The organism is Actinomadura harenae, assembly GCF_003696215.1.
In the GTDB taxonomy this organism is placed as follows: Bacteria; Actinomycetota; Actinomycetes; order Streptosporangiales; family Streptosporangiaceae; genus Spirillospora; species Spirillospora harenae.
In genome coordinates, this window is the sequence record NZ_RFFG01000039.1 from 35,088 (window position 1) to 60,984 (window position 25,897).

The window sequence follows — 25,897 nt, forward strand, 5'->3', positions numbered from 1 at the left end:
CTGGCGCCCGCTGGAGTACGCAGCCGTCCTTCCATGATGGAGCCAGACCAGCTCACCACCGTGTAAGCCGCCACTATGCGGCTACCAGGTGAACTCACCCAGCAGCTCTCGGGTCTCGGCATCCGCAGTCCGCATCAGGTCCGCTGTCAACGGCCGCTCGGCCAGCGCGCCACGGCTGACATCGGCCTTGACCCAGGAAGGCACGTAGCCGAGCAGCAGCAGCCTGCGGAATCCGGCGCCAGGGCTGGACGGGATGGTTCGATGCCAGAGGTTGGCGTGGATGAACACCGCGTCACCGGGCTCGAAGTAGAGCTTGACCTGCCCCGGCTGGTCATTCTGATCGCCGAGCGGAATCCGCAGCTCCGGCTCCATGTGCGAGCCAGGAATAAGGCACAGAGGGCCTTCCAGCTCGGTGACCTCGTCAAGGTAGATCAGACAGTGAATCTGGTGGGGGTAGCTGAAGAACGGCGGCAATGGGTCGGGGATCACCGGTAGGTGGCTGTGCCACGGTACCGCGACCCCGCTCTGCCCCTGATAGTTCAGCCGGGCTTCCAGATCCACCCATACCTGCGGGCCGAGTAGAGAACGCGCAATCGACAACGCCGGCTCAAGGCGGAGCAGGCGGTGGAACGCGGCGTCCTTGTCGAGCAGGGCACGGATATAGATGCTCTGGCCAGGGAGGTACTCGGCCTCAGGACACTTCTGCTCGGACCGTGCCAGTTTGAGAACGATGCCGGCAAGCCACGTGGCCACCTGTGGATTCAAGATGCCTCGACGCACCAGGAAACCGGTCCGGACCAGCTCATCGAGGTCTCGGGGATCCATCGTGCACTCCACCGACCTGGTCGGATAATCCCTCACCTGGTCGTTGAGGACAAAATCGGTACGCAGGCCCGGCCGGCCCTCGGTGTCCACCATCCACCTCCACTCAGGCCGCTTCGGGGGAGAGCTATCTACCAGGAATAGGCAATTCGCTCGCTCGGATCGTGGCCAGCAACTCGGCAAGCGTGAATGACCTCCGGTGGAATTCCCGCCATGCGGCGATGGCTTGGTCCAGCCTTTCTGGATCTTCGTTATGGTTGACGTAGAGGAGCTCGCCATTGGTGTTGTAGCTGAGGTCGAGAACCGTCTTCTCGTCAAAGAGCCAGGTGTCAGTGTAGACCAGATCCGGAACGTTCTCGCGATGAATGAACCGGATGTCCTCGCCGGCTGCACCGTTGATCGCGTAGTACCAGTCGATCTCGAACTGGAGATATGGAGTCAGCGTGTGATCGATGATGTGAACCCGGCCCATGTATTTGCCTTCGGCGACGCATGATCGGATATTCGCCGCCCATTCCTGGTTGCGGGCCGGTGGGAGCGGGGCGCCCTTGAGGTAGAGATCGAGGTTCTCGCGCTCCTCCTCGACCGTGTAGATGTCGAGTGTCTCGATCCGGGTGGCGGAAGATTTGAATTCGGTGAAAAATCGCCCGAACTGCTCCATGTTCAGGATAATGACAGGTCTCCCTCAGGTCGGTCGGGGTTCGTGGCGTGCATCTGCGGCCGTCACTCCGCGTTCAGTGCCTGCTCCAAGATGTAGCGGGGTATCTCGACTGCGGTTTCGCCAGGTGGAAGATCCAGGCCGGCCTGGGCGGGGTCGACGACGAAGCCCTGCACAACGATGGTCTTGTTATCGGTCTCATAAACGGCAGGGCAGGGGCCGTTGCCGCATCCGGATCCGCCGATCAGCTTTAGCTTCATTGCATATCCCCTCGACCTGTCAGACTTTCTCCCACTCATATCCTGAGTACGACGTAGAGTCAAGTGATATTTGAAGGTCAAGCTGCGATGAGTGTCTATTTGTGTGGTTATGTTCGCGCCCAAAATAGTCGATCGTGGCACATGATCTCCTTATGTGAACTTTGGTACAGAATGAGCCTCTTCGGGCAGGCTCTTCGGGGTTGCTGATCACCGCGTGATCGCGGGCGGCGTGGCTGGCCGTGGACGTGAAGAATTCCTGGCAGGAGAGGTGGTCTCTGCTCCGCCCCCGCAGGCAGAGGTTTCACGTTCTGTTCTATTGTGCTTCGCTGTCTTGTTGTGTTCGACCCTGAACTACCTGGCCTGTCTTGTCCGGCGGGAACCGGCGAAGCTGAAGAGCAAGGGCCGGTCGTTGAACGCTGGGCAGCAGTGAATCCGTTATGGCTCTGCCGCTCTACGTGGAGGTCGCCCGTGAGTTCCTCGCAACCCACCCTGACGTCGTTCGCCGACCTGTTGGAGGCGTCCGCTCGGTCGGCTCTGAAGCTGGAACTGCGTGATGTCTACCTGCCGAAACGACCCGGCCTACCTCGCATGGCAGAAGGGCGATCGGGAGGAGACGTTTCGGCTGTACTCGCCCTGGACCGACACCGCGCGCGAGGCCGTGTCGCGCGGGGTGGACATGCGGCGTGTGCGGATCGTGTCCGAGCCGGTCAGTGACTACATCCGTTTCGAGCATGCGGTCACCGGGCGTGTGAACATCGCGGGCGGTGAACGGATCAGGTGGGTGCCCAGGACTAATACCTGGGACCTGCTCGTCCCCGGGTGCGACGGCTGGCTCCTGGACGACGAGGTCGCCTTGTTCTACTTCTTCTCCGGGGACGGACAGTCGGCCGGGTCCGCGGTGTCAAGAGCCCCCGCGACCGTCGCGGCCTGCGCTTCGGCCTTCGCGGCGGTCTGGGAACGCGGGGTGGATCACGCGGAGTACCGGGTCTAGCTCAGCTGTCGGGGCCGAGGCTGGGGCGGCCCGTTGGTTCCGGCTTGCTGGACGCGTCGCGTCGGTCCGTCGCCCGGTAGTTCTGGAGCTGGAGCGTGGGTTCCTTGCGTCCTGCTTGATGACCGGGACCGAGAACACGAAGGCCCCCGCTGGCGGGGGGCCTTGCGCATGTGGGTGCTGCGGGATCCGCGTCGTGGGGTGGTCAGAGGTTGGCGGCGGCGCGGATGGCGGCCATTTCGGCCTCGGGGTTCTCGGTGGCGACGATGAGTTCGTCGAAGTCGCCGCGGCCGTCGGCCAGGGCGATGTGAACCGCGCGGTCGCCGCGGGAGGCGAGGACGAACTGGCGCTCCCCGTTCGAGACCCAGGTGCCGGCCTTGGTGACCCCGGGGACGCTGGTGCCCGGGAAGCGCAGGCCCTTGGGTGCGTCGAGCGGGTGCTCGACCACCGTCACCTCGCGGACGGCGTCGAGCGGAACCGTGACGTCACCATGAACGGCCTTGGTCTTCTCCCAGGCGGTCAGCGTGACGGTGAGCCGGTCTCCGTTGATGACGAGCTTCGCCATGGTTCTCCTCCTCGACAGTGTCGAACCCTTGGTGGCGTCGACCTCGAATGGTATCGTTATCGAGAATGATAACAATGTCAAGCCTCGGGAGGCCGGGCGGATGGGCAGCGCAGACCTGCTGATGCACCCCGTGCGGGTTCGGATTGTGAAGAAGCTGATCGGCAACCCGTCCACCCCGGCGGAGCTGCGCGAGCAACTCGGCGACGTGCCGCCGGCGAGCCTCTACCGCCACATCAAGGCCCTGGCGGACGGCGGGGTCATCGTCTCGGTCGGCGAGCGGCAGGCGAGGGGAGCGGTGGAGCACACCTACGCGCTGCGCCCGGACGCGGCCAGGATCGGCGCCGACCAGGCCCGGACGATGACCACGGAGGACCACTGCAACGTGGTCACCGCGCTCATCGCCGGCCTGCTGGCGGAGTTCGACGAGTACTTCGACGGGCCCGACCCTGACCCCATCCGGGACGGCCTCGCCTTCCAGGAGGCCCCGCTGTACCTGTCGCCCGAGGAGGTCCAGGAGATGGCGCAGGCCATGGCCGTCGTCCTCCGCCCCTACCTGGCCAACGGCCCGGCGCCCGGCAGGAGGCGGCTCATGTTCTCCACCGTGGTCATCCCGTCGCCCGAACCGGACCACACCGACAGGCCGAGCACGCCCCCTTCGTGACGTGCGGCCGAGTGCCTAGGATCCGGTTGCTCTTTGGTCGTTGAGCAGCAGCATGATCTCGACGAACTGCTCACGCTGAGCCGCCGACAGCGGAGCGAGAAACTCCTCCTGAACGTCGTCGAGCACGACGTCGAGCCTGCGCAACGTCGCCGAGCCGGACTCTGTGATCGACACGATCTTCCGGCGGCGATGGCCGGGGTCGACCGTGCGTTCGACCAGGCCGAGCGCTTCGAGGTCGCCGAGCGCCGCCGTCACGTCGCTGCGGTCGATGCCGGTGTCGCGGCCGAGGTCGGCCTGGCTCTCCGGTCCCCACTGCTCAAGCGCGACGAGAAGCCGGTAGTGGTACCCGCGCAACCCGTCCCCATGCTCGGCGAACCCCGCCGCCAGCAGGGAGGACGCCCGCGCGGCGGCCTGCCCCAGCAGCCACGTGGGCCGCTCCTTGAGTCGATCCGGGATGCGGTGAGGTGCGACGTGCTCGCGCATGATCCCAAGTGTAGGCCACTTGTTGGCGCGTCCAACGATTACTATGTTGGTGGTGCCAACATTGGTGTCACCAACAAAGGGAGCCAGGATGCCGGTCAGGACAGAGCGCGTGCTCATCGTCGGACGCAGCGCGTCGGTTCTGCTCGATGCCGTCGCGATGCTGCGAGACCGCGGCTACGGCGCGAACGCGAGCAACCAGTTCGACACGCTCCTCAACGACTACGACCTGGGCGAGGTCGATCTCGTGGTCTTCGGCGGCATGGTCCCGCCGGCGACGAAAGAGCGGCTACGGACGGACATCCACGAACTCAACCCCCGCGTGAGCTTCCTCCAGGGGCTCGGCGGCATCGCGCCACTGGTGGTCGCGCAGGTCGAGGAGTATGCGGGTGGAGCGCCGTCCGGCGTGGAGTACGACCCGTCCGCGCGCCTGTTCCGCATAGCGCTCGGCGACGCCGCCCCCGTCAAGGTGGAAGGACTCTGGGCGACCTTCGTCCCGCCGGAACCGGTCGCCCAGTCAGTGCTCATCCTCGACGGCGAACTCGCCGCCGGCGTCCACCAGATCGCGATCCCGGACGACGTCCCCCGGCAGGGCTCCTACGCCACCGTGCGGATCGGGGAGCGCGTATCCGCACTCCAGATCGGCGAAACCCCCCGGTCGGTCAAGCGCCTCGCCGCCCAGCCCCTCCCCGCCCCAAGACCGGTCACCACCCACTACCCCTGGCAGTGAACACCCGCCCCCGACAGCCACTCGGTGAGGCACCTGGTCGGCAGACCCTGCATCTACCGCAAATCCCTGCGGACACCGTGATGCAGCTGCTCCAGCAGGACTACTTGACCAGCCGGAAGCCGGGCTCCCTGACCCAGGAGCGCAAGAACTCCGCAGTACCCAATGCCGTCGGCCATTGGCCGCCGATGATCCCGACCATGCCTGGGAGGTCGGCGATGTCGGGCCCATGTCCGGGCCGCAGCTCGGCCTTGACGAAGCCCCCGATCACGTCCATGACGGTGGCGGCCAGCAAGGCCGTGGCCACATGGTCGAGGCAGCGGTTGCAGCCGGCGATGACGTTGACGGCGTGCGTGGGCCGGAACCCCAGGACGGCCTCCACCTCGGGCTCATCGGCGTGTTCGGCGTCGAAGACGTCCTCGTCACCTATGCCCGGTCCTATCAAGGAGACCAGGAACGGCCGGTGCTCTTCCTGCTCCGAGTCGTCCCCCTCGCGCCAATTCCGGATCCCCAGGCGCGTCGCGGGCACGCTGACGTCGAAGAGCCCCGGCCGCATCTCCTCATAATGCGAGGAGAGCTCCCGCATCATCGTGCGGAGCTCACACAACGTGGCCAGAAGGAGGGGCTCCGCCAGATCGATCACAAGGGCTGGTCCAGCCATCCCAGGAGGCTAGCGATGATGAGTGCAGCCGCGCCAACCTGACCAGGACAGGCATGCGGCCATCATCTTGGTCGGCGTCCTGCCCCGGAGCACCACGCAACGGCCGGATGCGGCTGGGGAGAAAAGCGGTCGTTTCGCTGAGGCGTGCGTGACACGGTTGGCGCATGGCTCAACCGATCTTGCGCACTGAGCGTTTGCTGCTGGTACCGCTGGCCGATCGGCATCTCGAGTTGGAAGTTCAGCTCGACTCGGATCCCGAGGTGTTGCGGTATCTCGACGCTCGGACGCCGACCAGGGACGAAGTGGCCGCGTCTCATCAGCGGCGGATGGCCATGGCGGGCAAGGTGGACGGGCTGGGCTTCTGGACGGCCCACCTCTGCGATGGAGGAGAGGAAGGCGAGTTCGTCGGGCTCATGATGCTGCCGCCCGCGCATGGTCCCGATCAGCCCGACGACCCCACCGTCTGCGATCTGGGGTACCGCCTTGTCCGCCGGCACTGGCGGCAGGGCCTGGCCAGCGAGGCGTCCCGCGTCCTTCTGCGGCACGCCTTCGACACGATCGGGCAGAGTCGCGTGATCGCCCAGACCATGGCCGTCAATGCCGGATCCATCGGAGTCATGCGGGCCATCGGCATGCGCTACGTGCGCACGTACTACCCGCAGTTCGACGATCCGCTGCCGGACACGCACCTCGGTGAGGTCGAGTACGAGATGACCCGCACGATGTGGGAGGCGACGTCCTGGTGACGTCGTGCGGGAGCGGACCTAGCGTGAGTGTGTGAGCCTGCCTCCGGAGCAGTACTACGACAGCCTGCCGAAGCACATTGCCGGTGCGGGGGCCATCCTGCACGACCCCGATGGGCGCATCTTGTTGGTTCGTCCCGCGTATCGGGACGACACGTGGGAGATCCCCGGCGGTGCGATGGAGCACGGCGAGTACCCGTGGGAGACCGCGCGCCGGGAGGTCCAGGAGGAACTCGGGCTGGAGTTGGCTCCCGGAGAGCTCCTCGTGGTCGACTGGGTTCCGCCTCAGCCTGATGGGCGTCCGGCGCTGGTCAACTACCTGTTCGACGGTGGTCTGATCACGGGAGCCGAGGCCGAGCGGCGGGTGCGCCTGGCGGGCGACGAGCTGTTCGAATGGCGCCTGGCGGCCATGGACGAGTGGGACGGGCTGCTGGCAGAGCACATGGTGCGGCGGGTTCGGGCGTGTTCCGTCGCGTTGGCCACTGGTCGGACCGCCTACCTTCAGCATGGACGGCCCCTCGCTCGTACCGGCTGGTGACTCAGGTTGTGGTGGCGAAGGGCTGGTTGGTGAGCTGTTCGGAGAGGTCCCACAGGCGGCGGCAGGTTTCGGGGTCGGTGGCGGTGGGGGCCAGCTGGACGCGTTTGGGGGGGCTAGGGCGTGTCTCGAAGTCACCTGCCCTGCTGCGCGACGGGCGCCGACTTCGAGACACGCTTCAGCCCCTTTCGCTCAGGAGGCTTCTGGTGATGGACTCCAGGCGTGCCGCGTCGGCCCGGTCGAAGGACGGGCCGGTCAGGCCGAGCCGCCGGCCTTCGGAGAACGCGCTCAGCGGTTCGCCGGGCGGGCCGTCGATGAGGTCGATGATCGGGGGGACGGCCGTCGCGACCGGTAGCCCGGCGGCCTTCATCCGCTCGACCTGGGCCGCCGTCCGCGGGTCGAACTCTCCCGCGAGGTTCCCCGCCACGTTGCCGGGGAAGACGAGCGCATAGCGGATCCGGCTGCCGGGGTGGGCGCCCGCGTAGGAGACGCCGAGCAGGTCGTTGAGCCTGCCGCCCTGGAACAGGGCCTCGAAACCGTCGTAACCGCGTCGCAGTTCGAGGTCGTCCCAGTGGATCCGCCCGGCGGGCGTGCCCGGCCCCGCGACGTTCACGATGACCGGCTCCGGGGCCTTGTCCAGGAGGCCGGCGAGGCCGTGGCCGAGGAGGTAGCGGCTGAGGTAGAACAGGGCGAACTGGTGCTCGATTCCGTCCGAGGTCTCGCGGCGGTGCGAACGGAAGAACCGGGTGCACAGGACGAGCGCGTCGAGGGAGGGGAACCGGGCCTCGATCTCCCGGACGACCCGCTCGTTCTCGCCGATCAGGCTGAGGTCGGCCAGAAGGAACTCCCCGCCGTCCGCGACGAACCGCTCCCCGTTGGCCGGGTCGTGGCCGATGGCGAGGACGTTGTCGCCGCGCTCGATGCAGGCGCGGGCGAGCGCCCTGCCCAGACCGGCGGTGCCGCCCGGGATGACGATGTTCTTCATGCTCTGTCTCCCTGTGGTCGTGGCTTGAGGGTGAGGGTGAGCACGGTGGCGAGGACCAGGGCCGCGGTGACGACGTACATGCCGGCCGAGATCGCCGAGTCGTAGCCGCCGTCGTCGGCGGCCGCGAAGAAGGTGGTGCCCACGCCGGCGACGCCGAGCGTCGCGCCGAACTGCTGGCCGGTGCTCCAGAGGCCCGAGGCGGAACCGGCGTGCTCGGCCGGGACGGCCGCGAGGAACAGCGTGGTGAGCGGCGGCATGATCAGGACCGTCCCGCCGCCGACCAGGAGCAGGCCGGGCACCAGGGCCCAGCCGGTCGTGTCGGCCGCGCCCGTCTCGGCGGCGACCAGCACGGTGGCGCTGCCCGCCGCGGCCACCAGGGAGCCCGCCAGGATCACGCGGTGGCCGAAGCGGTGGGTGAGGCGGCCGACGAACGAGGTCAGGGCCAGGGCTCCGGCGATGAGCGCGATGGTGGTCAGTCCGGCGTCGAGGGCCGAATAGCCCAGGCCGCTCTGCATCCACACCAGGATCACCAGGTTGAAGCCGCTGAAGGCCGCGAAGGCGACCAGCTCGACGACCAGCGCGGCGGTGACGATCCGCTCGCGGAACAGCGCGACGGGCAGCAGCGCGCCCGCCCTGCGCTCCGGCCGGCGATGCTCGACGACGGCCAGCCCGGCCAGGGCCGCGATGCCCGCGATCAGGCAGATCCAGATCCAGGCGGGCCAGCCGAGGGCGCGGCCCTCCAGGAGCGGGAACACGATGGCGACGAGCCCGGCGGTGAGCACTCCTGAGGCGGGCCACCAGGGGCGCGCGCCACCGGCGGCCCGGCTCTCGGGCACCAGCCAGGCGCCCAGGGCGACCAGCGCGGCGGCGACCGGCACGGTGACCAGGAAGATCATGTGCCAGCCCAGCCCGCCGAGGTCCGCGCCGACCAGCGCGCCGCCGAGCACCAGCCCGCCCGCCTGGGCGGCCCCGGAGACGAGGCCGAACACGCCGAAGACCGTGCCCCGTTCGCGTCCGCTGAACATGCTGTAGAGGATGCTCATCACCTGCGGCGCGATCGCGGCGGCGGCCAGTCCCTGGGCCGCGCGCGAGACGATCAGCGTCGGCACGTCGTCCGCGAGGCCGGACCACAGGCCGGTCAGGGCGAAGGCGGCCACCGCGCACAGGAAGACCCGCCTGCGGCCCAGCAGGTCGCCGACCCGGGCGAAGGTGATCAGTGCCGCGGCGAAGGCGAGCAGGTAGGCGGCCGAGATCCACTCCAGGTCGGCGGGACCGGCTCGCAGGTCCCGCTGGATGGCGGGCAGCGCGACGTTCACGATCGTGACGTTCAGCAGGTCCAGCATGAAGGCGGCGACCAGGACGGCCATCGCCGCCCAGCGGCGCGGGTACGGCGCCTCGACGCCGGGTCTGCCGGACGTCGCGGTCTCGGTGTTCATTCGGTGGGGCCCTCCCTGAGCCGCTGATGACGGACCGATCGGTCCCATGACGGGCGGACCGATCGGTCCGCCATCGTTCTCGTTCGGGGGTGACCCTGTCAACCCGGGCGCATTCGGACGGACCGATCGGTCTGTTATCGTGGCGGCATGGCCCGGAGGCCCTCACCACAAACGCGCGAACGCATCCTGGACGCCGCGAACGACCTGTTCGACCGGTACGGCGTGCACGCCGTGGGCATGCAGCGGATCATCGACGAGGCGGCCTGCGGGAAGAACCTGCTCTACCGCGAGTTCGGCAGCAAGGACGAGCTGGTGGTGGCGTACCTGGAGCGAGGCGGCGCCGAGTGGGACGTCAAGTTCGCCCGCGCGCTCGCCGCCGCCGCCACGCCGCAGGAGCAGCTCGTCGAGCTGGTGCGCGTCGTCGGCGCCGGCCTGCCCGGGACCCGGGGCTGCGGCCTGCGCAACACCCTCGCCGAGTACCCCGACCCCGACCATCCCGTGCACCGGTTCATCGTGGAGCACCTGGAGAAGGTCCGCGGCCGGCTCCACGACCTGGCCGCGCGCACCCCCACCGCCGACCCGGACCGGCTCGTCGACCGGATCCTGCTGATCATCAACGGCCTCTACTCCCCGTACACCGTCATCGCCGGAGAGGGCAGGGCGGCGGCGGAGGCGGTGCTTCTGGCCAGGGAGATCGTGTCGGCCTGACCGGCCACGGCGCACCGGTCGACCGCGACGCCGGCCGTCCGCCGTGGTTCAGGACGGCGAGACCGGCGGGGACGGCGGGGACACCGAGGGCGGCGGGGAGGTCAGGGCGGTCCAGGCGGCCATGGCGCAGGTGACGACGGTCTCGAGTTCGGCGCGGGTGGCGCCGTCGCGGGCCTGGATCGAGAGGCCCTGGACGACCGTCGTGTAGTAGCGGGCGAGGGCGTCCAGGTCGTCCATCGACACCGTCAGGTCCCCCTCGATGACGCCGCGGACGAGGCGGTCCCTGATCTCGGCGAGGACGGCGCGGCGGCGGTCGGCCAGGAACTCCCGGACACCGTGGTTCTCCACCGCGCCGGTCGGGGCGGCGAGGACGAGCATGCAGCCGTGCGGCGTTCCCGGGCGGGTGATCTCGTCGGCGGTGGCGCGCAGCATGGCGTGGATCGCGGCGCGCGCGGTCGGCTGTTCGCGCAGCGCCCGCCGGGGCGGCTCGCCCGAGAGGGAGCCGTAGAGTCGCACGACCTGGCGGAACAGGTCCTCCTTGCCGCCGAAGCAGGAGTAGATGCTGGCCGAGGCGACGCCGATGGCCTCGGCGAGGTCGGTCATCGACGTCCCCTCGTAGCCCCGCTCCCAGAACACGTCCAGAGCCGTGCGCAGCGCCGCGTCCGGATCGAACGTGCGCGGCCTGCCTCGCGTCGCCATCGACGTCCTCCATAATTTTTTGTCGTTCGACAAATAATAGGCCACATGCCCAGGAGGAGCGTGCGATGCTTTGTTTGTCGTTCGACAAACAAACAGCGCCGGCCGACGCTGCCCGCACGACCGTGCAGGAGCGGGCGTCGCGTCCGGCAGGACGGAGACGATGGCCGTGAGCATTCCCGTCACCATGCGCGCACTGCGGCAGACGTCCCTGAACGGCCCGCGCGACCTGCGCCTCGTCACCGACGCGCCCGTCCCGTCGCCGGGGCCGGGCGAGGTGCTGGTCCGCGTGACCGCCGCCGGCGTCAACTACGCCGACATCTCCCAGGCCCACGGCACGTTCCGGGACGGCCCGCGGCCGCCGTACCTCGCGGGCTTCGAGGCCGCCGGGGAGGTCGCCGCCGTGGGCGCGGACGTGACCGGCCTGGAGCCCGGCGTCCACGTGGTCGGCGTCGGCCACGGCGCCTTCGCCGAGTACATGCCGATGCCCGCGGTGGCCGCCGTGCCCGTGCCGCAGGGCTGGGACGACGCGCAGGCGCTCGGCCTCGTCGTGAACCTGCCCACCGCGCTGGCCGCGCTCAAGCCGCTGGGCCGGATCGAGGCCGGGCAGACCGTCCTCGTCCACGCCGCCGCGGGCGCGACCGGCCAGGCCGCGGTGGTCATGGCCAGGCACTACGGCGCGACGGTGATCGCCACCGCGTCCGCGGGCAAGCACGACACGGTGCGGAAGCTGGGCGCCGACCACGTGCTCGACTCCCGCGACGCCGACATCGCCGCCGAGGTGTCGCGCCTGACCGGCGGGCACGGCGCGGACCTGGTCCTCGAATCGGCGGGCGGCGGCACCTTCGAGGCCAGTCTGGGCGCGACCAGGCGGGTCACCGGCCGCGTCGTCGTCTTCGGCCTCGCGGGCGGCGAGGCGACCCTCACCAACTGGGACCTCGTCTACAAGCACCAGGTCCACCTCATCGGCCTGAACATCGGCGTGCTGATCGAGTCCGCGCCGCACATCTTCGGCGAGGTCATGGGCGAACTGTTCGGGCTCATCGCCGCCGGAGTCCTCACTCCCGCCCACCCCACCACCTACGCCCTGGCCGATGGTTCGAAGGCCCTCACCGCCCTCGAATCCCGAGCCACGACAGGCAAACTCGCCCTCCTCCCCTGAACCCCTACCAGCGGTCCCAGTGGAGGACCTGGTCGCGGGGGACGCGGGGCGCGGGCTTGAAGTCGGTGCCGATCGTGTAGGCGAGGGGGATGAAGGCGGCGAGCATGACCTCGTTGTAGGGGACGCCCAGGGTGGCGGCGAGTTCGCGTTCCAGGGGGCCCTGGGCGGTGGTCCAGGTGGTGCCGAGACCACGGGCGCGGGCGGCGAGCATGAAGCTCCATGCCGCAGGGAGGATGGAGCCCCACGTTCCGGACTGGACGGCCACGGAGGCGCGGTCGGTGCGTCCCTCGATGGCGGGGATGACGAACGCCGGGACGCGGTGGATGTTCTCGGTCAGGTGCCGCAGCCCGTCGAACACGCCCTGGGTGGAGCGCGGGGAGTGGTTCATGCGGCGGACGTCCCGGGCGTTCAGCGGCGGGCCCTCGGCGGCGGCGAGCGCGCGGCGGAAGACGTCGCCCACCTCGCGGCGCAGGCGCGGCTCGGTGACGACGATGAAGTGCCAGCGCTGGCGGTTGCGTCCGGTGGGCGCCTGGGTGGCGAGGTCGACGCACTCCTCGATCAGCTCGCGCGGGACGGGACGGTCGAAGTCGAGCCGCTTGCGGACGGCCCGCGTGGTGGACAGCAGTTCGTCGGGGGTGAGGTCGAGGGTCATCGTGGTGCTCCTCCTCGGGAGGTGGGTGCGGTCGCCGGACGGGTCTCGGAAGGCGTCACCGCGGACTCCGTCCTCGAGCGAACCGTCTTGGTGTAGATCGTCTGTGGAAAGACGATCAAAACCGTATGATCGTCAATCGTCTGCTGTCAAACAATCGCTCGAAAGATGGTTCTGCTAGCCTGGACGCGCCGACAGAGCAGGAGAGCCATGCCGTCCAAGACCGCCCGCCCGGCGTACTTCCCGGTGCTCGCGACCGAGCGCCCGGACATCGCGATCTGCCGGCTCTCGTCCGCGCTGGCCCGCGCCGCCGACGCCCACGCCACCCGGCACGGACTCGGCGTCGGGCAGCACCTGGTGCTGAAGATGCTCGACGCCGTCGGCCCCTGCTCCCAGCAGGTCCTCAGCGAGGAGCTGCGCATCGACCGCAGCGTCATGGTGAACGTGTGCGACGACCTGGAGAAGTCCGGGTTCGTCCACCGCGAGCGCAACCCCGACGACCGCCGCTCCTACGCCGTCACCCTCACGGGCGAGGGCCGCGCGCGCCTCGCCGAGGCCGAGGGCGCCGTCCCGTCCTTCCTGGACGAGACGTTCGCGCCGCTCGACGCCGCCGAACGCGCCCAGCTCACCGCGCTCGTCGGCAAACTCATGGAGCTCTGACCCAGGGCCCGCCCGGCCCGCGCCCGGTGAACGCCGCGCGCCGGGCGTCGGCCCGCGCAGGGGTCAGCCCTGGGTGACTGCGCCCGCTCCGAGGACGGACTTGAGGTCGCCGAACAGGGCGGGCGACGGTTTCACCCGGAAGAAGGTCAGGTCCCACTCGACGGTCTTCCGGCCGCCGAGCCGCCTGACCGACAGGTGGACGGGGACGTCGCCGGGATGGGCGCGGAAGATGTTCCTGAGCTGGTCCACCGTCTCCTCGGTGATCTTGTCGGCGCCGAGGGTGATCACCACGGGCGGCTCGCTGCCGCTCGCCGACGCCACGTCCAGCACCTCCATCTCCTGGGCGTGCAGGGAGATGCCGCCGTCGCGCTCGTTGACGCGCCCGAGGATCGACACGACCAGGTCGGCCGCGATGGCGTGCGCGTACAGCTGGTAGGCGGACGGGAAGAACAGCGCCTCGACCGAGCCGTTGAGATCCTCCAGCTTCACGATCGCCCAGGTCTTGCCCTGCTTGGTGACCTTGCGGTCGAGACCGGCGATCAGGCCCGCGACCCGCACCATGCCCTCGCGGCCGCCGCCGGTGATGTCGGCGGTGGTCGCGTCGCGGTGGCGCTCGAGGATGCGTTCGGTGCCGTCCAGGGGATGGGACGAGACGTAGAGGCCGAGCATCTCCCGTTCGAACGCCAGCAGGGTGGACTTGTCCCACTCGGGCTCGTCCGGGACGCCCACCGTGGCCGATCCCGCGTCGGGCGCGGACGCGTCCAGGCCGCCGAACAGGGAGTCCTGGCCGATCGCGGCGTTCTTCTTCTCGGAGATGACGGCGTCCACGGCCTGCTCGTGGACGGTCATCAGGGCCCGGCGCCGGTGCCCGAGCCCGTCGAACGCCCCGGCCTTGGTCAGCGACTCGACGGCGCGCTTGTTGCAGACCGGCATCGGGACCTTGGAGAGGAAGTCGTTGAAGTCGCCGTAGGGCCCGTGCTCCGTGCGCCCCTCGATGATCCCCGCGACGACGTTCTCGCCGACGTTGCGGATCGCGCCGAGCCCGAACCGGACGTCGTCGCCGACCGCCGCGAACCGTCCGGCGGACTCGTTCACGTCCGGCGGCAGCACCTTCACGCCCATCCGCCGGGCCTCGCCGAGGTAGATGGCCATGCGGTCCTTGTTGTCGCCGACGGACGTCAGCAGCGCCGCCATGTACTCGGCCGGGTAGTTCGCCTTCATGTAGGCCGTCCAGTACGACACCATCCCGTACCCGGCGGTGTGGGACTTGTTGAACCCGTACTGCGAGAACGGCACGAGCACGTCCCACACGGCCTGGGCGGCCTCGGCGGTGTAGCCCTTGTCGGCCATGCCCTGGGAGAAGATGGCCCACTGCTTGTCCATCTCCTCCTTCTTCTTCTTGCCCATCGCGCGCCGCAGCAGGTCCGCGCCGCCGAGGGTGTATCCGGCGAGCCGCTGGGCGATCGCCATGACCTGCTCCTGGTAGACGACCAGGTGGTAGGTGTTGCCGAGGATCGGTTCGAGGGCGTCCTTCAGCTCGTCGTGGATCGGCGCGACGTCCTGCTGCCCGGCCTTGCGGAGCGCGTAGTTGACGTGCGCGTTCGCGCCCATCGGCCCGGGGCGTCCGAGGGCCAGGACGGCCGAGACGTCCTCGAACTCGGTCGGGGACATCAGCTTGGTGAGGTCCCGCATCATGGACGAGTCGAGCTGGAAGACGCCGAGCGTGTGCCCCTCGCGCAGCAGCGCGTACGTTCGCGCGTCGTCCATGGGCAGCCCGGTCAGCACGATCTCCTCGCCGCGGTTGGCGCGGACGTTGTCGATGCTGTCGCCGAGGATGGTCAGGTTCCGCAGGCCGAGGAAGTCCATCTTGAGCGCGCCGAGCTCCTCGCAGGACGGCCCGTCGTAGCCGGTGATGCGGGCCCCGTCGTCCTGGCGCTGCTGGATCGGCATGACGTCGATCAGCGGACGCGACGACAGGATCACCCCGGCCGCGTGGACGCCGGTGCCGCGGGTCAGGCCCTCGATGCCGACGGCCGTGTCCATGACGCGCTTGACCTCGATGTCGTCGCCGTACAGCTGCCGCAGCTCGGTGGCCTCCGCGTACCGGGGATGGTCCTCGTCGAACACCGCCGACAGCGGGATCTCCTTGCCGCCGGCGGCGGGCGGGAACGCCTTGGTGATCCGGTCGCCGAGTGCGAACGGCAGCCCGTGGATCCGGCAGGCGTCCTTCACCGCGGCCTTGGACTTGATCGACATGTAGGTGATGATCAGGCTGACGTTGTCCCGGCCGTACTTCTCCGTGACGTACCGGATCATGTCCTCGCGGCGGCGGTCGTCGAAGTCGAGGTCGACGTCCGGCATCGACACGCGCTCGGGGTTGAGGAAGCGCTCGAAGATCAGGCCGTGCTCGATGGGGTCGAGGTCGGTGATGTCGGTGACGTAGGAGACCATCGAGCCGGTCGCCGAGCCGCGCCCGGGGCCGAGCCAGATCCCGTTGTTCTTCGCGTACCGGCAGATGTCGGAGACGACCAGGAAGTACCCGGGGAACCCCATGTCGTCGATGACGGTGAGCTCGTACTCGATCCGCTCGGCCACCTCCGGCGGGACCGGGTCGCCGAACCGCCGCCCCGCCCCCGCGAACGCCTCCCTCCGCAGCCACGACGACTCGGTCTCGCCCTCGGGGATCGGGAACTTGGCGGCCAGGTCACGGCGCTCGAACACCGGGTCGTACGGCTCGACCATCTCGGCGACGAGCAGCGTGTTGCGGCACCCCTCCCGCCAGGTCTCGGACGCGTCGACCGCGCGCATCTCGTCGGCGGTCTTGAGGTAGTAGCCCGACCCGCCGAACCGGAACCGGTCCGGATCGGTGAGCAGCGCCTGGGTGCCGACGCACAGCAGCGCGTCGTGCGCCTCGGACTGGTCCTCGGTGACGTAGTGGGAGTCGTTGGTGACCAGCGGCGGGATGCCGAGCGCGCCCGCGATCCTCAGCAGGTCCTCGCGGACGCGCCGCTCCAGCGGCAGGCCGTGGTCCATCAGCTCCAGGAAGTAGTGCTCCTTGCCGAAGATCTCCTGGTACTTCGCGGCGGCCTTCAGCGCCTCGTCGTACTGCCCGAGCCGCAGCCGCGTCTGCACCGCGCCGGACGGGCAGCCGGTCGTCGCGATGATCCCCGCGCCGTACTCCGACAGCAGCTCGTCGTCCATCCGCGGCCACTTGCGGTAGTGGCCCTCCAGCGACGCCAGCGACGTGAGCCTCATCAGGTTCCGGAGCCCGCCGGCGTCCCTGGCCCACATCGTCATGTGCAGATAGGACCCGGACGCCGAGACGTCGCCGCCCTCACCCGTCTGCTCGTTCGTCTTCTTCTGGTGGGGCTCGCCCCACAGGATCGGCTTCTTGACGTGCCGCGACTCGGGGGCGACGTAGGCCTCGACGCCGAGGATCGGGGTGATCCCGGCCTTCTTGGCGTTCTTGTAGAACTCGTACGAGCCGAACATGTTGCCGTGGTCGCTCATCGCGACGGCGGGCATCCCGAGCTCGGCGGCGCGGCGGACGAGCGGATCGATCTTGGCGGCGCCGTCCAGCATGGAGTACTCGGTGTGGACGTGCAGATGGGCGAACGAGTCGGACAAGGGACACCCCCAAGAGAACGCGTTTGCGCAGGTCAAAGCCACAATTGGGGGTCGGGTCGACGCCCGCCTCCGGCGTGGTGGCGCCACCCTATGACCCACCCGCCGCCCGACGTGAGCACCCCGGGAACCCTGGCCTGCCGCGCTCCCGGATCGGCGAGGATGGGCCGATGTCACACGATCGGATCGACCGGGCCCGGGGGTCCCTGGCCGGGCTCGCCCTCGGAGACGCGCTCGGGTCGCAGTTCTTCGTCCCCTCCAACCGTTCTCATCTGGACGCGCGGTCGCTGCCGCCCGGGCCCTGGCAGTGGACGGACGACACCGAGATGGCCTGTTCGGTGTACCTCGTCCTGGCCGTCCATCGCGGCATCGACCAGGACGTCCTCGCCGCGTCCTTCGCCGAGCGGCACGACTTCGACCGCGGCTACGGGCCGTCGACGAACCGGATGCTGCGGCTCGTCCGGGAGGGCGGCGACTGGCGGGAGCTCGCCGCCGGGCTGTTCGACGGGGGCGGCTCGTGGGGGAACGGGGCGGCGATGCGCGTCGCTCCGCTCGGGGCCTTTCTGGCGGACGACCTGTCCGAGGCGGCGCGGCAGGCCGCGCTCTCCGCGACCGTCACCCACACCCATCCGGAGGCCGTCGCGGGAGCGGTCGCGGTGGCCGTCGCCGCCGGTCTCGCCGCGTCCGGGGCTCAGCGGCCCGGCACGTTCATCGACCGGATCCTCGAGCACGTCCCGGAAGGGAAGGTGCGCGACGGGCTGGTGGAGGCGCGCCATCTGCTGACGCTGTCGGACGCGGGGACCGTCGCCCAGATCCTGGGGAACGGGCGGGCCGTCGCGGCCCACGACACGGTGCCGTTCGCGATCTGGGCCGCGGCACGGAACCTGGACGACTTCGAGCGGGCCTTCTGGACGACGGCGTCCGCGGGCGGGGACGTGGACACCACCTGCGCGATCGTCGGCGGCATCGTCGCGTCGGGGCTCGGTTCCGAGGGGCTGCCGAACGGATGGCTCGAGGCGGTCGAGCCGCTGCCGTCCTGGGCGTCGCCGGGCTGATCCGTTGGGGGCGGCCGGGTGGGCCCGGCCGCCCGGGACGGGTTACGCGCCGCAGGTCGCGGTCGTCGGGAGCTTGCCCGTGATCAGGTAGTTCGCCTGCTCGGTGCGGGCGCAGGCGGAGTTGAGGAACGCGGTGTGCCCGGCGACCTCGGCGACGAGCAGGCCGCTGCCGGCGATCTCACGGTGCAGGCCCTGGGCCCACACCAGCGGGGTGGACGGGTCGTACCGGGTGCTGGTGACGAGGATCGGCGGGGTCCCGGTGATCTTCTGCGGGGCCCACGGGTCGGACGCCGGGAGCGGCCAGGACGCGCACAGGTCCGTGATCAGCCACGCCTCGGACGCGCCGCCGGTGTGCGGGGACAACGCGCGCGCCTTCCTCAGGCGGGCGGCGGCGTCGGCGTAGCCGCGGAGTTGCGGCGGGAAGCTCTGGCAGCCGATGGCGGCGTAGGCGTCCTGAGTCTGGTCGACCGAGGAGCTGTTCGCGAGAAGTGACGCGTCACCCGCTCGTGCGCGCGCGATGGCGTCGCCCAGCGTCGGCCAGGTCGCGGGGACCAGCGAGGACGACGAGATCAGCAGCAGGTTCGGCAGCACCATCCGGATCGTGTCGTCGTTCACCGTCGTCGCGCCGTGTTGGGCGTTCGGGGCGGGGATCGGTTTGCGGGCGGCGCGGGCGAGCAGGTCGTCCCAGACCTTGGTGACGTTCTGGCCGTGCAGCGCGCAGGACGCCGTCGCCGAGCACCACGAGGCGAACCGGCCGAACACGACCGACACCGCCGACGCCTCCTCGTAGAGGAAGTCGCTCGGGCTGACGGCGTGGTCCATCGCGCCGTCCAGGACCATCGTGTTGACGCGGTGCGGGTACAGGCGCGCGAAGGTCTGGCCGAGGTACGTCCCGTAGGAGAGGCCCAGGTAGCTGATCTTCTTCTCGCCGAGCGCGACGCGGATCGCGTCCATGTCGCGGGCCGCGCTGACCGTGTCGACGTTGGCGACGAGGCCGGGTTCGGAGTTCTTGACGCAGGCCGCCCCGTAGGCCGCGCTCTGCCGCCGGACCGCCGCCAACTGCGCGGGCGAGTCCGGGAAGACGGGGACCTTGGCGGACAGGGCTGGCCCGCCGCACTTCACGGCGGTGCTCCTGCCGACACCGCGCGGGTCGAAGCCGATGATGTCGAAGCGGTTCTGGAGCGAGGGGGCCATCACCTCGCGCCCGGCCGCGGCGATCAGTGCGCCGCCCTCGCCGCCGGGGCCGCCGGGGTTGAACAGCATCGCCCCGATCCGGTGCTTCCGGTCGAGGGCGGGCAGGCGGGACACATGGAGGGTGATGGTCCGGCCGCGGGGGGCGGACCAGGACAGCGGCACCTTGATGTCCGCGCACTGAGCGTCGGCCCCCGGCTCGGCCTCGGGACAGGGGCCCCAGGAAGGTGCGGTGGACGGTGCGGTGGACGGCGCGGCGAGCGCGGACTCGGGTGGCGAGGCGGCGGTCGCGGCGGTGGTGGCCAGTACCGCGACGGCGAGTGTCACCAGACGTGATCTCCTCATGCGAGGAAGGTATAGAGATCGCCCCATTCCCCTCATCCCTCCCAGGTCGTACGGATGATCAGCAGAAGGGAGGACCCGGGGGCGTCCGAGGGCGTGGACCGCAGGGCCGCCCTCGGACGGGACGCTCAGACGCCGCAGGTCATGGACTCGGGGAGCCTGCCCGAGATGAGGTAGTCCGCCTCCGCGGCCCGGGCGCAGGCGGAGTTGAAGAACGCGGTGTGCCCGGCGACGTCGGCGACGAGCAGGCGGCTGCCGGCGATCTCGCGGTGCAGGCCCTGGGCCCAGACGAGCGGGGTGGACGGGTCGTACCGGGTGCTGGTGATCAGGATCGGCGGGGTCCCGGTGATCTTCTGCGGGGCCCATGGGTCGGACGCCGGGACGGGCCAGGACGCGCACAGGTCCGTCATCAGCCACGCCTCGGACGCGGCGCCGGTGTGCGGGGCGAGTTCGCGGGCCTTCCTGAGCCGGGCGGCGGCGTCGGCGTACCCACGGAGCCGCGGCGGGAAGTCCTGGCAGCCGATGGCGGCGTAGGCGTCCTGAGGTTCGCCGACCATGGAGTTGTCGGCCAGTAGGGACGCGTCCCCGGCCCGTGCGCGCGCGATGCCCTCACCCAGCGTCGGCCAGGTCGACGGCATGAGCGAGCTGGTCGGGCCGAACAGCAGCAGATTGGGCAGCACCATCCGGATCGTGTCGTCGTTCACCGTCGTCGCGCCGTGTTGGGCGTTCGGGGCGGGGATCGGTGTGCGGGCGGCGCGGGCGAGCAGGTCGTCCCACACCTTGGTGACGTTCTGGCCGTGCAGCGCGCATGAGGCTGTTGCCGAGCACCACGAGGCGAACCGGCCGAAGACTCGGGAGAGGGCCGACACCTCTTGGTCGACGAACCTCTTCGGGCCGACGGCGTGGTCGAACGCGCCGTCCAGCACCATCGTGCCGACCCGCTTCGGGAAGAGACGGGCGTAGGTCTGCCCGAGGAACGTCCCGTACGAGAGGCCCAGGTAGCTGATCTTCTTCTCGCCGAGCGCGACGCGGATCGCGTCCATGTCGCGGGCGGCGCTCGGTGTGCCGACGTTCGCGACCAACCCCGGCAGGGAGTTCTTCACGCAGGACGCCCCGTAGGCCGCGCTCTGCCGCCGGACCGCCGCGTACTGCGCCCGCGAGCGCGGGAAGACCGGGACCCTGCCGGACAGGCCGGGGCCGCCGCAGGTCACGGCGGTGCTCATTCCGACGCCGCGCGGGTCGAAGCCGATGATGTCGAACCGGTTCTGGAGCGCCGTGGGCAGCAGCGCGCGTCCCGCCTGGGCGATCGTCTCGGCGCCCGCGACGCCGGGGCCGCCCGGGTTGAACAGCAGCACCCCGACACGGTGCTTTCGGTCAAGCGTGGGCAGGCGGGACAGGCGGAGCGTGATGGTCCGGCCGCGGGGAGCGGCCCAGGACAGCGGCACGGTGATGTCCGCGCACTGCGCCGGGCCTGCGCCGTTCACGCCTTTCGCGGTGTTCGGGGTCTTCGCGGCGGCGAGGGCGGGGCAGGCGCCCCACTTCGGCCCGGACGCGGCGACCGATGTGACGGACGGCGCGGCGACCGACGTGACGAGCGGCGTGGCGGCGGCAGCGGATCCCGGCAGGGACGCGGCGGTCGCGGCGACCGTCGCCAGGGCCGCGACGCCGACCGCCGTCCAACGTGATCTTGTCATGATCAGGACGCTAGGGAGGCCGTCCATGATCGTCCATCCTCCGGCGGGTGGAAGGCCATGTCAGCCCACCGGAGGACGGTGTATGGCGCGGAGCCCGGGAAAGCGCAGGTCAGGCCCCGCAGGTCGTCCGGGTGGGGAGGATCCCGGTGACGAGGTAGTCCGCCTCCTCGGCGCGGGCGCAGGCGGAGTTGACGAACCCGAGGTGGCCGGTGACCTCGGCGACGAGCAGGCGGCTGCCCGCGATCTGGCGCTGAAGGCCCTGGGCCCAGACCAGCGGGGTGGACGGGTCGTTCCTGGTGCTGACGATCAGGGTCGGCGGGACGCCGGTGATCCTCTGCGGGGCCCACGGGTTGGACGCCGGGAGCGGCCAGGCCGCGCACGCGGCCGTCACGAGCCAGGACCCGGACGCGCCGCCCGTGTGCGGAGACAGGGCGCGCGCCCGCTTCAGCCGGGCGGCCATGTCGGCGTAGCCGTGCAGCTGGGGCGGGAGGTCCTGGCAGCCGATGGAGATGTAGGCGTCCTGGGGTGTTCCGGCCATGGAGTTGTCGGACAGGATCGACGCGTCCCCGGCTCGTGCGCGCGCGATGCCCTCGCCCAGCACCGGCCAGGACGACGGAAGGAGCGTGGACGTCGGGCCGCTGATCAGCAGGTTCGGCAGCGCCATCCGGATCGCGTCGTCGTTCACCGTCGGTTCCCCGACCGTGGCGTTCGGGGCGGGGATCGGTGTGCGGGCGGCGCGGGCGAGCAGGTCGTCCCAGACCTTGAGGACGTCCTGACCGTGCAGCGCGCAGGACGCCGTCGCCGAGCACCACGCGGCGAACCGTGCGAACACGCGCGATGTCGATGCCGCCTCGTCGTAGAGGAGGGCGCGGGGGCCGACGGTGTGGTCCACGGCGCCGTCCAGCGCCATCGCGCGGACGCGGTCCGGGTACAGGCGCGCGTAGGTCTGCGTGATGAGCGTCCCGTAGGAGATCCCCAGGAAGCTGAGCCTTCGCTCCCCGAGCGCGGCGCGGACGGCGTCCAGGTCACGGGCCACGCTGACCGTGTCGACGTTGGCGACCAGGCCGGGCGTGGAGTTCTCGACGCAGGACGTCCCGTAGGCCGCGCTCTGCCGCTGGAGCGACGCGAACTGAGCGGGGGAGTTCGGGAAGACCGGCGTCGTGGACGGCAGGGCAGGTCCGGCGCACTTCACGGCGGCGCTCGCGCCCACGCCGCGCGGGTCGACGCCGACGATGTCGAACCGGTCCTGGAGTGCGGCGGGTACCAGCGCGCGTCCCTGCTGGGCGCTCAGCTCCGCGGACGGGATGCCGGGCCCGCCGAGGACGAACAGCAGCGTCCCGATCCGGTGCCTCGGATCGAGCGCGGGCAGGCGGGACATGCGCAGCGGGATGTCCCGTCCGCGCGGATCCGCCCACGACACCGGGACCCGGATGTCCGCGCACTGCGCCGGGCTCTGCGCGACGTCCGAGCAGGGGTTCCACATGGGCGCGGACGCGGCGGTGGCGGAACCCGGGAGCGATGCGGCGGACGGCGCGGCGGAGGCGAGGCCCGGGAGTGATGTGGCGGTCGCGGTGGCGGCGGCCAGGGCCGCGACGCCGCGTGTGACCCAACGTGATCTCCTCATGTCCAGGACGCTAGGCGGGCCGTCCGCGGCCGCGAATCCTCCGCCGGGCCGAAACCGAGTTGAGCCGGCGGCAGTAGACGCGGCCGTGCGACGTCCTGACCTGGGGCGCGCTACTGCCGCCGCAGCAGGCCGCCGTGGCGAGGGCGCCCGGACCGGCGCCCTCGCCGGGCCCTCACGGCTTGGCGAACTGCTCGACGAGGACCGCGTAGCCGCCCTCGCCGTGTCCCGCGCCGACGGCGCGCTCGGCGAGGTCCTTGACGAGGGCCGGCAGTTCGGCGCTGACACCGAGGGACTCGCTGGCCTCGACGAGGTGCCGCATCGCGGCGAGATGCCCGTCGAGCGTGGAGTCGAGGACGGGGTACTCGCCGTCGTCCACCGACCGCGCGTACCCGGGGAGCCAGGCCGAGACGGTTCCGATGCCCTGGGCGGCGATCGGGACGTACGACGCGGCGTCCACGCCCGCCGCCTTGAGCAGCGCGGCCCCGTGCAGGAAGCCGTTCAGCATGTTCCACATCAGGCTGAGGACGGCCATCTCGTGGAACGCCGTGACGGCGTGGTCGTCGCCGAGGTGCCGCGTCCCCGAACCGAGGCTCGACAGGGTGCCTTCGTGCGCGTCGTACGCGTCGCGGGGGCCGCTGTAGACGATCAGCGCGTCCCCGCCGATGACGTCGGGCGCGGCCATGATCGCGCCGTCGAGGTAGGTCGCGCCCCGCTCGTCCGCCCAGGCGGCCATGGCGCGCGCCTGGTCCGCCGTCCCGGACGTGAGGTTCACCAGGACGCGCCCGTCCCAGCCGTCCGCCGGGTCGAGCAGGTCGCGGGCGGCGGTGTAGTCCGTGACGCACACGACCACCAGGGGACTCGCGGCGATGGCGTCCGTCGCCGTGGCCGCGGCCTTCGCGCCGTCCGCGACGAGCCGTTCCGCCTTCGACGCCGTCCGGTTCCAGACGGTCGTGGGGTGCCCGGCGCGCAGGAACGCCGAGGCCAGCGCCTGCCCCATCAGCCCGAGGCCGATGACCGTGACCGGTGTCTTGTCGTGGTTATTCATGTTCTCCGCCCTTCGTGGTGCTCGTGGCAGAATCCTCAACGTTCACACCGGTATGAAGGTCAAGGGGGAACACGCCATGCGGATCGGGGAGCTGAGCCGGAGGACCGGAGTGCACACGCACCAGCTGCGCTACTACGAGGCGCAGGGCCTGCTGAAGCCGGAGCGCGGGGCGAACGGCTACCGCGACTACGGGTCCGGCGCCGTCCTGGCGGTGACGCAGATCCGGCGGCTGCTCGCGGCGGGGCTCTCGACCGAGGACATCGCCTACGTCCTGCCGTGCGCCACCGGCGCCGAGGCGGACCTGGAGCCGTGCCCCGAGGTCCTCGACATGCTCCGTTCCCGCCTGGACGGCCTGGACGAGCGCATCGACACGCTCGCCCGGACGCGCGAGAGCCTCACCGACTTCATCGCGGCCACCGAACGGCACCCCGTGGGCGCCTGACCGCCCGCGCCTATGCCGTCGCGCGGACGGCGACCAGGGCGTGCGTGGTGAAGCGCATGGTGAAGGAGCCGCCCAAGGCGTCGACGGCCGACCCGAGGCCGTCCAGGAGCCGTTCCATCGCCGGGGCGGGGATGCGGGGGGCGATGCCGGTCGACGGGACGTGGTCGAGCCACGCGTCGCGCGTGTAGTCGCGCGTCCACGCGTACTCCCACGTCTCCGGCTCGCCGAACGCGGACGTCGCGCGGATGCCGTCGGACGCCTTGTCCACGATGGTCGAGTGGCCGCGCGCACTCGCCTGCGGACGGGTGAAGGCCTCCAGCTCGGGCACGACGCGCGCGTAGACGTCCGCGAACGCCTCGGCGGCCCTCGGCTCGGGGTCGAACAGGTGCCAGAACACGGCGAGCACGCCGTCCGGGCGCAGGACCTCGGCGGCCTTCGCGGCGGCGGCGTTCGGCTCCAGCCAGTGCCAGGTCGTCGCGGACACGACGGCGTCGAACGTCCGGCCCGACGCGTCCCACTCCTCGAACTTGGCGACCTCGACGTCCAGGCCGCGCGAGCGCGCGAACGCGGCCATGCGCTCGTCGACGTCCACGCCGAGGACCGCGCGTCCCGCCGCCTGGAACTGGCGGGACGCGATGCCGGTGCCGCAGCCCACGTCGAGGACGTCGCGTCCGGGCATGGCGGCGACGATCCGGTCGATCAGGGCCTGCGGGTAGGCGGGGCGGGCGCGGTCGTAGCGCGCGGCGGCGGCGCCGAACGACTCGGCCATCTCGCGGGCCTCGTGGGCCTCGCGTCCCTCGGGGGGCCGGAGGTTTCCCGACGGTAGAGTGGGCATGCGCCCACATTAGTGGGCACATGCCCACTCAACAAGGGGGGACCGACGCGCATGCCGACCGGAGTGGCCATCCGCGATCCGCGCGAGCAGCTGTACGACGCCGCCGAGCGCGTCCTGCTGCGGGACGGTCCGGGCGGCCTGACCAGCCGCGCCGTCACCACCGAGGCGGGCGTCGCCAAGGGCGTCCTGCACCGGCACTTCACCGACTTCGACGCGTTCCTCGCGGGCCTCGTCGAGGACCGGGTGCGCCGCGTCGAGGCGCAGCGCGAGACCCTGCTCGCCGCGGCCGGGACGGGCGACGTCGTCGACGTCCTCACCGGCGCGCTCACCGAGCTGTTCAGCCCCCTGGCCGTCGCGATGGTGGCCCTGGTCACCTCGCGGGACGCCCTGCGCGCCCGGCTGCGCGAGGCCGGGCACCCCGGGCTCCCGGTGCTGACCCACGGCGCCATCATGATCACGGCCTATCTGGAGGCCGAGCGCGCCGCCGGGCGGATCGCCGCGGGCGCGAGCGCCGACACGCTCGCGCTCATGCTCATCGGCAGCGCGCACATGCACTTCACCAGCGGGGACGGCGGCGGCGACACCGTCCGCGAGATCGTCGCCACGACCATCGTCATGGCGGGCTGACCCCGGGCCGGGGCGGTGCCGC

At 70.7% G+C, this 25,897-nt stretch carries 27 protein-coding genes; 11 read left to right on the top strand and 16 right to left on the bottom strand.

The window, feature by feature from the left end:
* Positions 1-81: 81 nt before the first annotated feature.
* The 3 genes from EBO15_RS21830 to EBO15_RS21835 all read right to left on the bottom strand — a co-directional run bounded on the left by EBO15_RS21830 (position 82) and on the right by EBO15_RS21835 (position 1,740).
* Positions 82-918: a phytanoyl-CoA dioxygenase family protein gene (locus EBO15_RS21830; protein WP_158628317.1), complete on the bottom strand. Its 837-nt coding sequence runs from the start codon at positions 916-918 to the stop codon at positions 82-84.
* Positions 919-949: 31 nt separating this feature from the next.
* Positions 950-1,483: a DUF6879 family protein gene (locus tag EBO15_RS44350; RefSeq protein WP_158628318.1), complete on the bottom strand. Its 534-nt coding sequence runs from the start codon at positions 1,481-1,483 to the stop codon at positions 950-952.
* A 62-nt stretch (positions 1,484-1,545) separates the two neighbouring features.
* Complete coding sequence (locus EBO15_RS21835; RefSeq protein ID WP_122196282.1) at positions 1,546-1,740, bottom strand: hypothetical protein; 195 nt, start codon at positions 1,738-1,740, stop codon at positions 1,546-1,548.
* Between the two features lie 553 nt (positions 1,741-2,293).
* On the opposite strand from EBO15_RS21835, the gene EBO15_RS21840 reads away from it, so the two are divergent.
* Positions 2,294-2,731 (top strand): DUF6879 family protein, encoded by a 438-nt coding sequence (locus EBO15_RS21840; RefSeq protein WP_199744725.1) that lies wholly within the window; start codon positions 2,294-2,296, stop codon positions 2,729-2,731.
* Positions 2,732-2,933: 202 nt separating this feature from the next.
* Here EBO15_RS21840 and EBO15_RS21845 read toward each other — a convergent pair whose 3' ends face one another.
* Positions 2,934-3,293, bottom strand: a complete 360-nt coding sequence (locus EBO15_RS21845; protein ID WP_147481602.1) for a hypothetical protein — start codon at positions 3,291-3,293, stop codon at positions 2,934-2,936.
* Between the two features lie 100 nt (positions 3,294-3,393).
* Here EBO15_RS21845 and EBO15_RS21850 point away from each other — a divergent pair, with 100 nt between their 5' ends.
* Positions 3,394-3,954, top strand: a complete 561-nt coding sequence (locus EBO15_RS21850) for a helix-turn-helix domain-containing protein (protein WP_158628319.1) — start codon at positions 3,394-3,396, stop codon at positions 3,952-3,954.
* Positions 3,955-3,969: 15 nt separating this feature from the next.
* Here the strand turns inward: EBO15_RS21850 and EBO15_RS21855 are convergent, their stop codons facing one another.
* On the bottom strand, positions 3,970-4,437 hold the full coding sequence (locus EBO15_RS21855) for a MarR family winged helix-turn-helix transcriptional regulator (RefSeq protein ID WP_122196285.1): 468 nt from the start codon (positions 4,435-4,437) through the stop codon (positions 3,970-3,972).
* Between the two features lie 88 nt (positions 4,438-4,525).
* On the opposite strand from EBO15_RS21855, the gene EBO15_RS21860 reads away from it, so the two are divergent.
* Entirely contained in the window at positions 4,526-5,164 is a 639-nt protein-coding gene (locus tag EBO15_RS21860) for a hypothetical protein (protein WP_147481604.1), read from the top strand.
* A gap of 100 nt (positions 5,165-5,264) precedes the next feature.
* Here EBO15_RS21860 and EBO15_RS21865 read toward each other — a convergent pair whose 3' ends face one another.
* Positions 5,265-5,822 (bottom strand): DUF6368 family protein, encoded by a 558-nt coding sequence (locus EBO15_RS21865; RefSeq protein WP_147481605.1) that lies wholly within the window; start codon positions 5,820-5,822, stop codon positions 5,265-5,267.
* A 164-nt stretch (positions 5,823-5,986) separates the two neighbouring features.
* Here EBO15_RS21865 and EBO15_RS21870 point away from each other — a divergent pair, with 164 nt between their 5' ends.
* The gene (locus tag EBO15_RS21870) at positions 5,987-6,568 is read left to right on the top strand and encodes a GNAT family N-acetyltransferase (protein ID WP_122196288.1); all 582 of its coding nucleotides are present in this window, start codon (positions 5,987-5,989) and stop codon (positions 6,566-6,568) included.
* A gap of 31 nt (positions 6,569-6,599) precedes the next feature.
* Positions 6,600-7,103: an NUDIX domain-containing protein gene (locus EBO15_RS21875; protein ID WP_122196289.1), complete on the top strand. Its 504-nt coding sequence runs from the start codon at positions 6,600-6,602 to the stop codon at positions 7,101-7,103.
* A 175-nt stretch (positions 7,104-7,278) separates the two neighbouring features.
* Here EBO15_RS21875 and EBO15_RS21885 read toward each other — a convergent pair whose 3' ends face one another.
* On the bottom strand, positions 7,279-8,085 hold the full coding sequence (locus EBO15_RS21885; protein WP_122196290.1) for an SDR family NAD(P)-dependent oxidoreductase: 807 nt from the start codon (positions 8,083-8,085) through the stop codon (positions 7,279-7,281).
* On the bottom strand, positions 8,082-9,521 hold the full coding sequence (locus tag EBO15_RS21890) for an MFS transporter (RefSeq protein WP_158628320.1): 1,440 nt from the start codon (positions 9,519-9,521) through the stop codon (positions 8,082-8,084). The genes EBO15_RS21885 and EBO15_RS21890 overlap by 4 nt, the downstream gene beginning before the upstream one ends.
* 147 nt (positions 9,522-9,668) lie before the next feature.
* Here EBO15_RS21890 and EBO15_RS21895 point away from each other — a divergent pair, with 147 nt between their 5' ends.
* A complete protein-coding gene (locus tag EBO15_RS21895) occupies positions 9,669-10,229 on the top strand; it encodes a TetR/AcrR family transcriptional regulator (protein ID WP_122196292.1) in 561 nt (186 codons plus the stop codon).
* A gap of 48 nt (positions 10,230-10,277) precedes the next feature.
* On the opposite strand, the gene EBO15_RS21900 is transcribed toward EBO15_RS21895, so the two are convergent.
* Complete coding sequence (locus EBO15_RS21900) at positions 10,278-10,928, bottom strand: TetR/AcrR family transcriptional regulator (RefSeq protein WP_122196293.1); 651 nt, start codon at positions 10,926-10,928, stop codon at positions 10,278-10,280.
* Between the two features lie 166 nt (positions 10,929-11,094).
* Between EBO15_RS21900 and EBO15_RS21905 the strand changes: the two genes are divergently transcribed.
* The gene (locus EBO15_RS21905) at positions 11,095-12,087 is read left to right on the top strand and encodes a zinc-binding dehydrogenase (protein ID WP_122196320.1); all 993 of its coding nucleotides are present in this window, start codon (positions 11,095-11,097) and stop codon (positions 12,085-12,087) included.
* Positions 12,088-12,091: 4 nt separating this feature from the next.
* Here the strand turns inward: EBO15_RS21905 and EBO15_RS21910 are convergent, their stop codons facing one another.
* Positions 12,092-12,739, bottom strand: a complete 648-nt coding sequence (locus EBO15_RS21910) for a nitroreductase family protein (protein ID WP_122196294.1) — start codon at positions 12,737-12,739, stop codon at positions 12,092-12,094.
* Between the two features lie 207 nt (positions 12,740-12,946).
* Between EBO15_RS21910 and EBO15_RS21915 the strand changes: the two genes are divergently transcribed.
* Positions 12,947-13,396 (top strand): MarR family winged helix-turn-helix transcriptional regulator, encoded by a 450-nt coding sequence (locus tag EBO15_RS21915; RefSeq protein WP_122196295.1) that lies wholly within the window; start codon positions 12,947-12,949, stop codon positions 13,394-13,396.
* Positions 13,397-13,459: 63 nt separating this feature from the next.
* Here the strand turns inward: EBO15_RS21915 and dnaE are convergent, their stop codons facing one another.
* Positions 13,460-17,023 carry a DNA polymerase III subunit alpha gene (gene dnaE / locus EBO15_RS21920; RefSeq protein WP_122196296.1) on the bottom strand — a complete coding sequence of 1,188 codons (3,564 nt, stop codon included), beginning with the start codon at positions 17,021-17,023 and terminating at the stop codon, positions 13,460-13,462.
* A gap of 167 nt (positions 17,024-17,190) precedes the next feature.
* On the opposite strand from dnaE, the gene EBO15_RS21925 reads away from it, so the two are divergent.
* A complete protein-coding gene (locus tag EBO15_RS21925) occupies positions 17,191-18,075 on the top strand; it encodes an ADP-ribosylglycohydrolase family protein (RefSeq protein WP_122196297.1) in 885 nt (294 codons plus the stop codon).
* A gap of 42 nt (positions 18,076-18,117) precedes the next feature.
* On the opposite strand, the gene EBO15_RS21930 is transcribed toward EBO15_RS21925, so the two are convergent.
* From EBO15_RS21930 to EBO15_RS21945, 4 genes are all read right to left on the bottom strand, one after another.
* A complete protein-coding gene (locus EBO15_RS21930) occupies positions 18,118-19,611 on the bottom strand; it encodes an alpha/beta hydrolase (protein WP_147481606.1) in 1,494 nt (497 codons plus the stop codon).
* 125 nt (positions 19,612-19,736) lie between these two features.
* Complete coding sequence (locus tag EBO15_RS21935; protein ID WP_158628321.1) at positions 19,737-21,302, bottom strand: alpha/beta hydrolase; 1,566 nt, start codon at positions 21,300-21,302, stop codon at positions 19,737-19,739.
* 109 nt (positions 21,303-21,411) lie between these two features.
* Positions 21,412-22,926, bottom strand: a complete 1,515-nt coding sequence (locus EBO15_RS21940; protein WP_122196300.1) for an alpha/beta fold hydrolase — start codon at positions 22,924-22,926, stop codon at positions 21,412-21,414.
* A 172-nt stretch (positions 22,927-23,098) separates the two neighbouring features.
* Complete coding sequence (locus EBO15_RS21945) at positions 23,099-23,971, bottom strand: NAD(P)-dependent oxidoreductase (RefSeq protein WP_122196301.1); 873 nt, start codon at positions 23,969-23,971, stop codon at positions 23,099-23,101.
* A 76-nt stretch (positions 23,972-24,047) separates the two neighbouring features.
* Here EBO15_RS21945 and EBO15_RS21950 point away from each other — a divergent pair, with 76 nt between their 5' ends.
* The gene (locus EBO15_RS21950) at positions 24,048-24,413 is read left to right on the top strand and encodes a MerR family transcriptional regulator (protein WP_122196321.1); all 366 of its coding nucleotides are present in this window, start codon (positions 24,048-24,050) and stop codon (positions 24,411-24,413) included.
* 10 nt (positions 24,414-24,423) lie between these two features.
* Here EBO15_RS21950 and EBO15_RS21955 read toward each other — a convergent pair whose 3' ends face one another.
* Positions 24,424-25,248, bottom strand: coding sequence for a class I SAM-dependent methyltransferase (locus tag EBO15_RS21955; RefSeq protein WP_122196302.1), 825 nt, complete (start codon positions 25,246-25,248; stop codon positions 24,424-24,426).
* Positions 25,249-25,299: 51 nt separating this feature from the next.
* On the opposite strand from EBO15_RS21955, the gene EBO15_RS21960 reads away from it, so the two are divergent.
* Entirely contained in the window at positions 25,300-25,875 is a 576-nt protein-coding gene (locus EBO15_RS21960; RefSeq protein ID WP_122196303.1) for a TetR/AcrR family transcriptional regulator, read from the top strand.
* Positions 25,876-25,897: the final 22 nt, after the last annotated feature.

Excerpts from the sequence above, each read along its gene's own strand:
- EBO15_RS21830 (WP_158628317.1), bottom strand. The coding sequence starts at position 918 with ATGGTGGACACCGAGGGCCGGCCGGGCCTGCGTACCGATTTTGTCCTC.
- EBO15_RS44350 (WP_158628318.1), bottom strand. The coding sequence starts at position 1,483 with ATGGAGCAGTTCGGGCGATTTTTCACCGAATTCAAATCTTCCGCCACC.
- EBO15_RS21835 (WP_122196282.1), bottom strand. The coding sequence starts at position 1,740 with ATGAAGCTAAAGCTGATCGGCGGATCCGGATGCGGCAACGGCCCCTGC.
- EBO15_RS21840 (WP_199744725.1), top strand. The coding sequence starts at position 2,294 with ATGTCTACCTGCCGAAACGACCCGGCCTACCTCGCATGGCAGAAGGGC.
- EBO15_RS21845 (WP_147481602.1), bottom strand. The coding sequence starts at position 3,293 with ATGGCGAAGCTCGTCATCAACGGAGACCGGCTCACCGTCACGCTGACC.
- EBO15_RS21850 (WP_158628319.1), top strand. The coding sequence starts at position 3,394 with ATGGGCAGCGCAGACCTGCTGATGCACCCCGTGCGGGTTCGGATTGTG.
- EBO15_RS21855 (WP_122196285.1), bottom strand. The coding sequence starts at position 4,437 with ATGCGCGAGCACGTCGCACCTCACCGCATCCCGGATCGACTCAAGGAG.
- EBO15_RS21860 (WP_147481604.1), top strand. The coding sequence starts at position 4,526 with ATGCCGGTCAGGACAGAGCGCGTGCTCATCGTCGGACGCAGCGCGTCG.
- EBO15_RS21865 (WP_147481605.1), bottom strand. The coding sequence starts at position 5,822 with ATGGCTGGACCAGCCCTTGTGATCGATCTGGCGGAGCCCCTCCTTCTG.
- EBO15_RS21870 (WP_122196288.1), top strand. The coding sequence starts at position 5,987 with ATGGCTCAACCGATCTTGCGCACTGAGCGTTTGCTGCTGGTACCGCTG.
- EBO15_RS21885 (WP_122196290.1), bottom strand. The coding sequence starts at position 8,085 with ATGAAGAACATCGTCATCCCGGGCGGCACCGCCGGTCTGGGCAGGGCG.
- EBO15_RS21890 (WP_158628320.1), bottom strand. The coding sequence starts at position 9,521 with ATGAACACCGAGACCGCGACGTCCGGCAGACCCGGCGTCGAGGCGCCG.
- EBO15_RS21895 (WP_122196292.1), top strand. The coding sequence starts at position 9,669 with ATGGCCCGGAGGCCCTCACCACAAACGCGCGAACGCATCCTGGACGCC.
- EBO15_RS21900 (WP_122196293.1), bottom strand. The coding sequence starts at position 10,928 with ATGGCGACGCGAGGCAGGCCGCGCACGTTCGATCCGGACGCGGCGCTG.
- EBO15_RS21910 (WP_122196294.1), bottom strand. The coding sequence starts at position 12,739 with ATGACCCTCGACCTCACCCCCGACGAACTGCTGTCCACCACGCGGGCC.
- EBO15_RS21915 (WP_122196295.1), top strand. The coding sequence starts at position 12,947 with ATGCCGTCCAAGACCGCCCGCCCGGCGTACTTCCCGGTGCTCGCGACC.
- EBO15_RS21925 (WP_122196297.1), top strand. The coding sequence starts at position 17,191 with ATGTCACACGATCGGATCGACCGGGCCCGGGGGTCCCTGGCCGGGCTC.
- EBO15_RS21930 (WP_147481606.1), bottom strand. The coding sequence starts at position 19,611 with ATGAGGAGATCACGTCTGGTGACACTCGCCGTCGCGGTACTGGCCACC.
- EBO15_RS21935 (WP_158628321.1), bottom strand. The coding sequence starts at position 21,302 with ATGACAAGATCACGTTGGACGGCGGTCGGCGTCGCGGCCCTGGCGACG.
- EBO15_RS21940 (WP_122196300.1), bottom strand. The coding sequence starts at position 22,926 with ATGAGGAGATCACGTTGGGTCACACGCGGCGTCGCGGCCCTGGCCGCC.
- EBO15_RS21945 (WP_122196301.1), bottom strand. The coding sequence starts at position 23,971 with ATGAATAACCACGACAAGACACCGGTCACGGTCATCGGCCTCGGGCTG.
- EBO15_RS21950 (WP_122196321.1), top strand. The coding sequence starts at position 24,048 with ATGCGGATCGGGGAGCTGAGCCGGAGGACCGGAGTGCACACGCACCAG.
- EBO15_RS21955 (WP_122196302.1), bottom strand. The coding sequence starts at position 25,248 with ATGCCCACTCTACCGTCGGGAAACCTCCGGCCCCCCGAGGGACGCGAG.
- EBO15_RS21960 (WP_122196303.1), top strand. The coding sequence starts at position 25,300 with ATGCCGACCGGAGTGGCCATCCGCGATCCGCGCGAGCAGCTGTACGAC.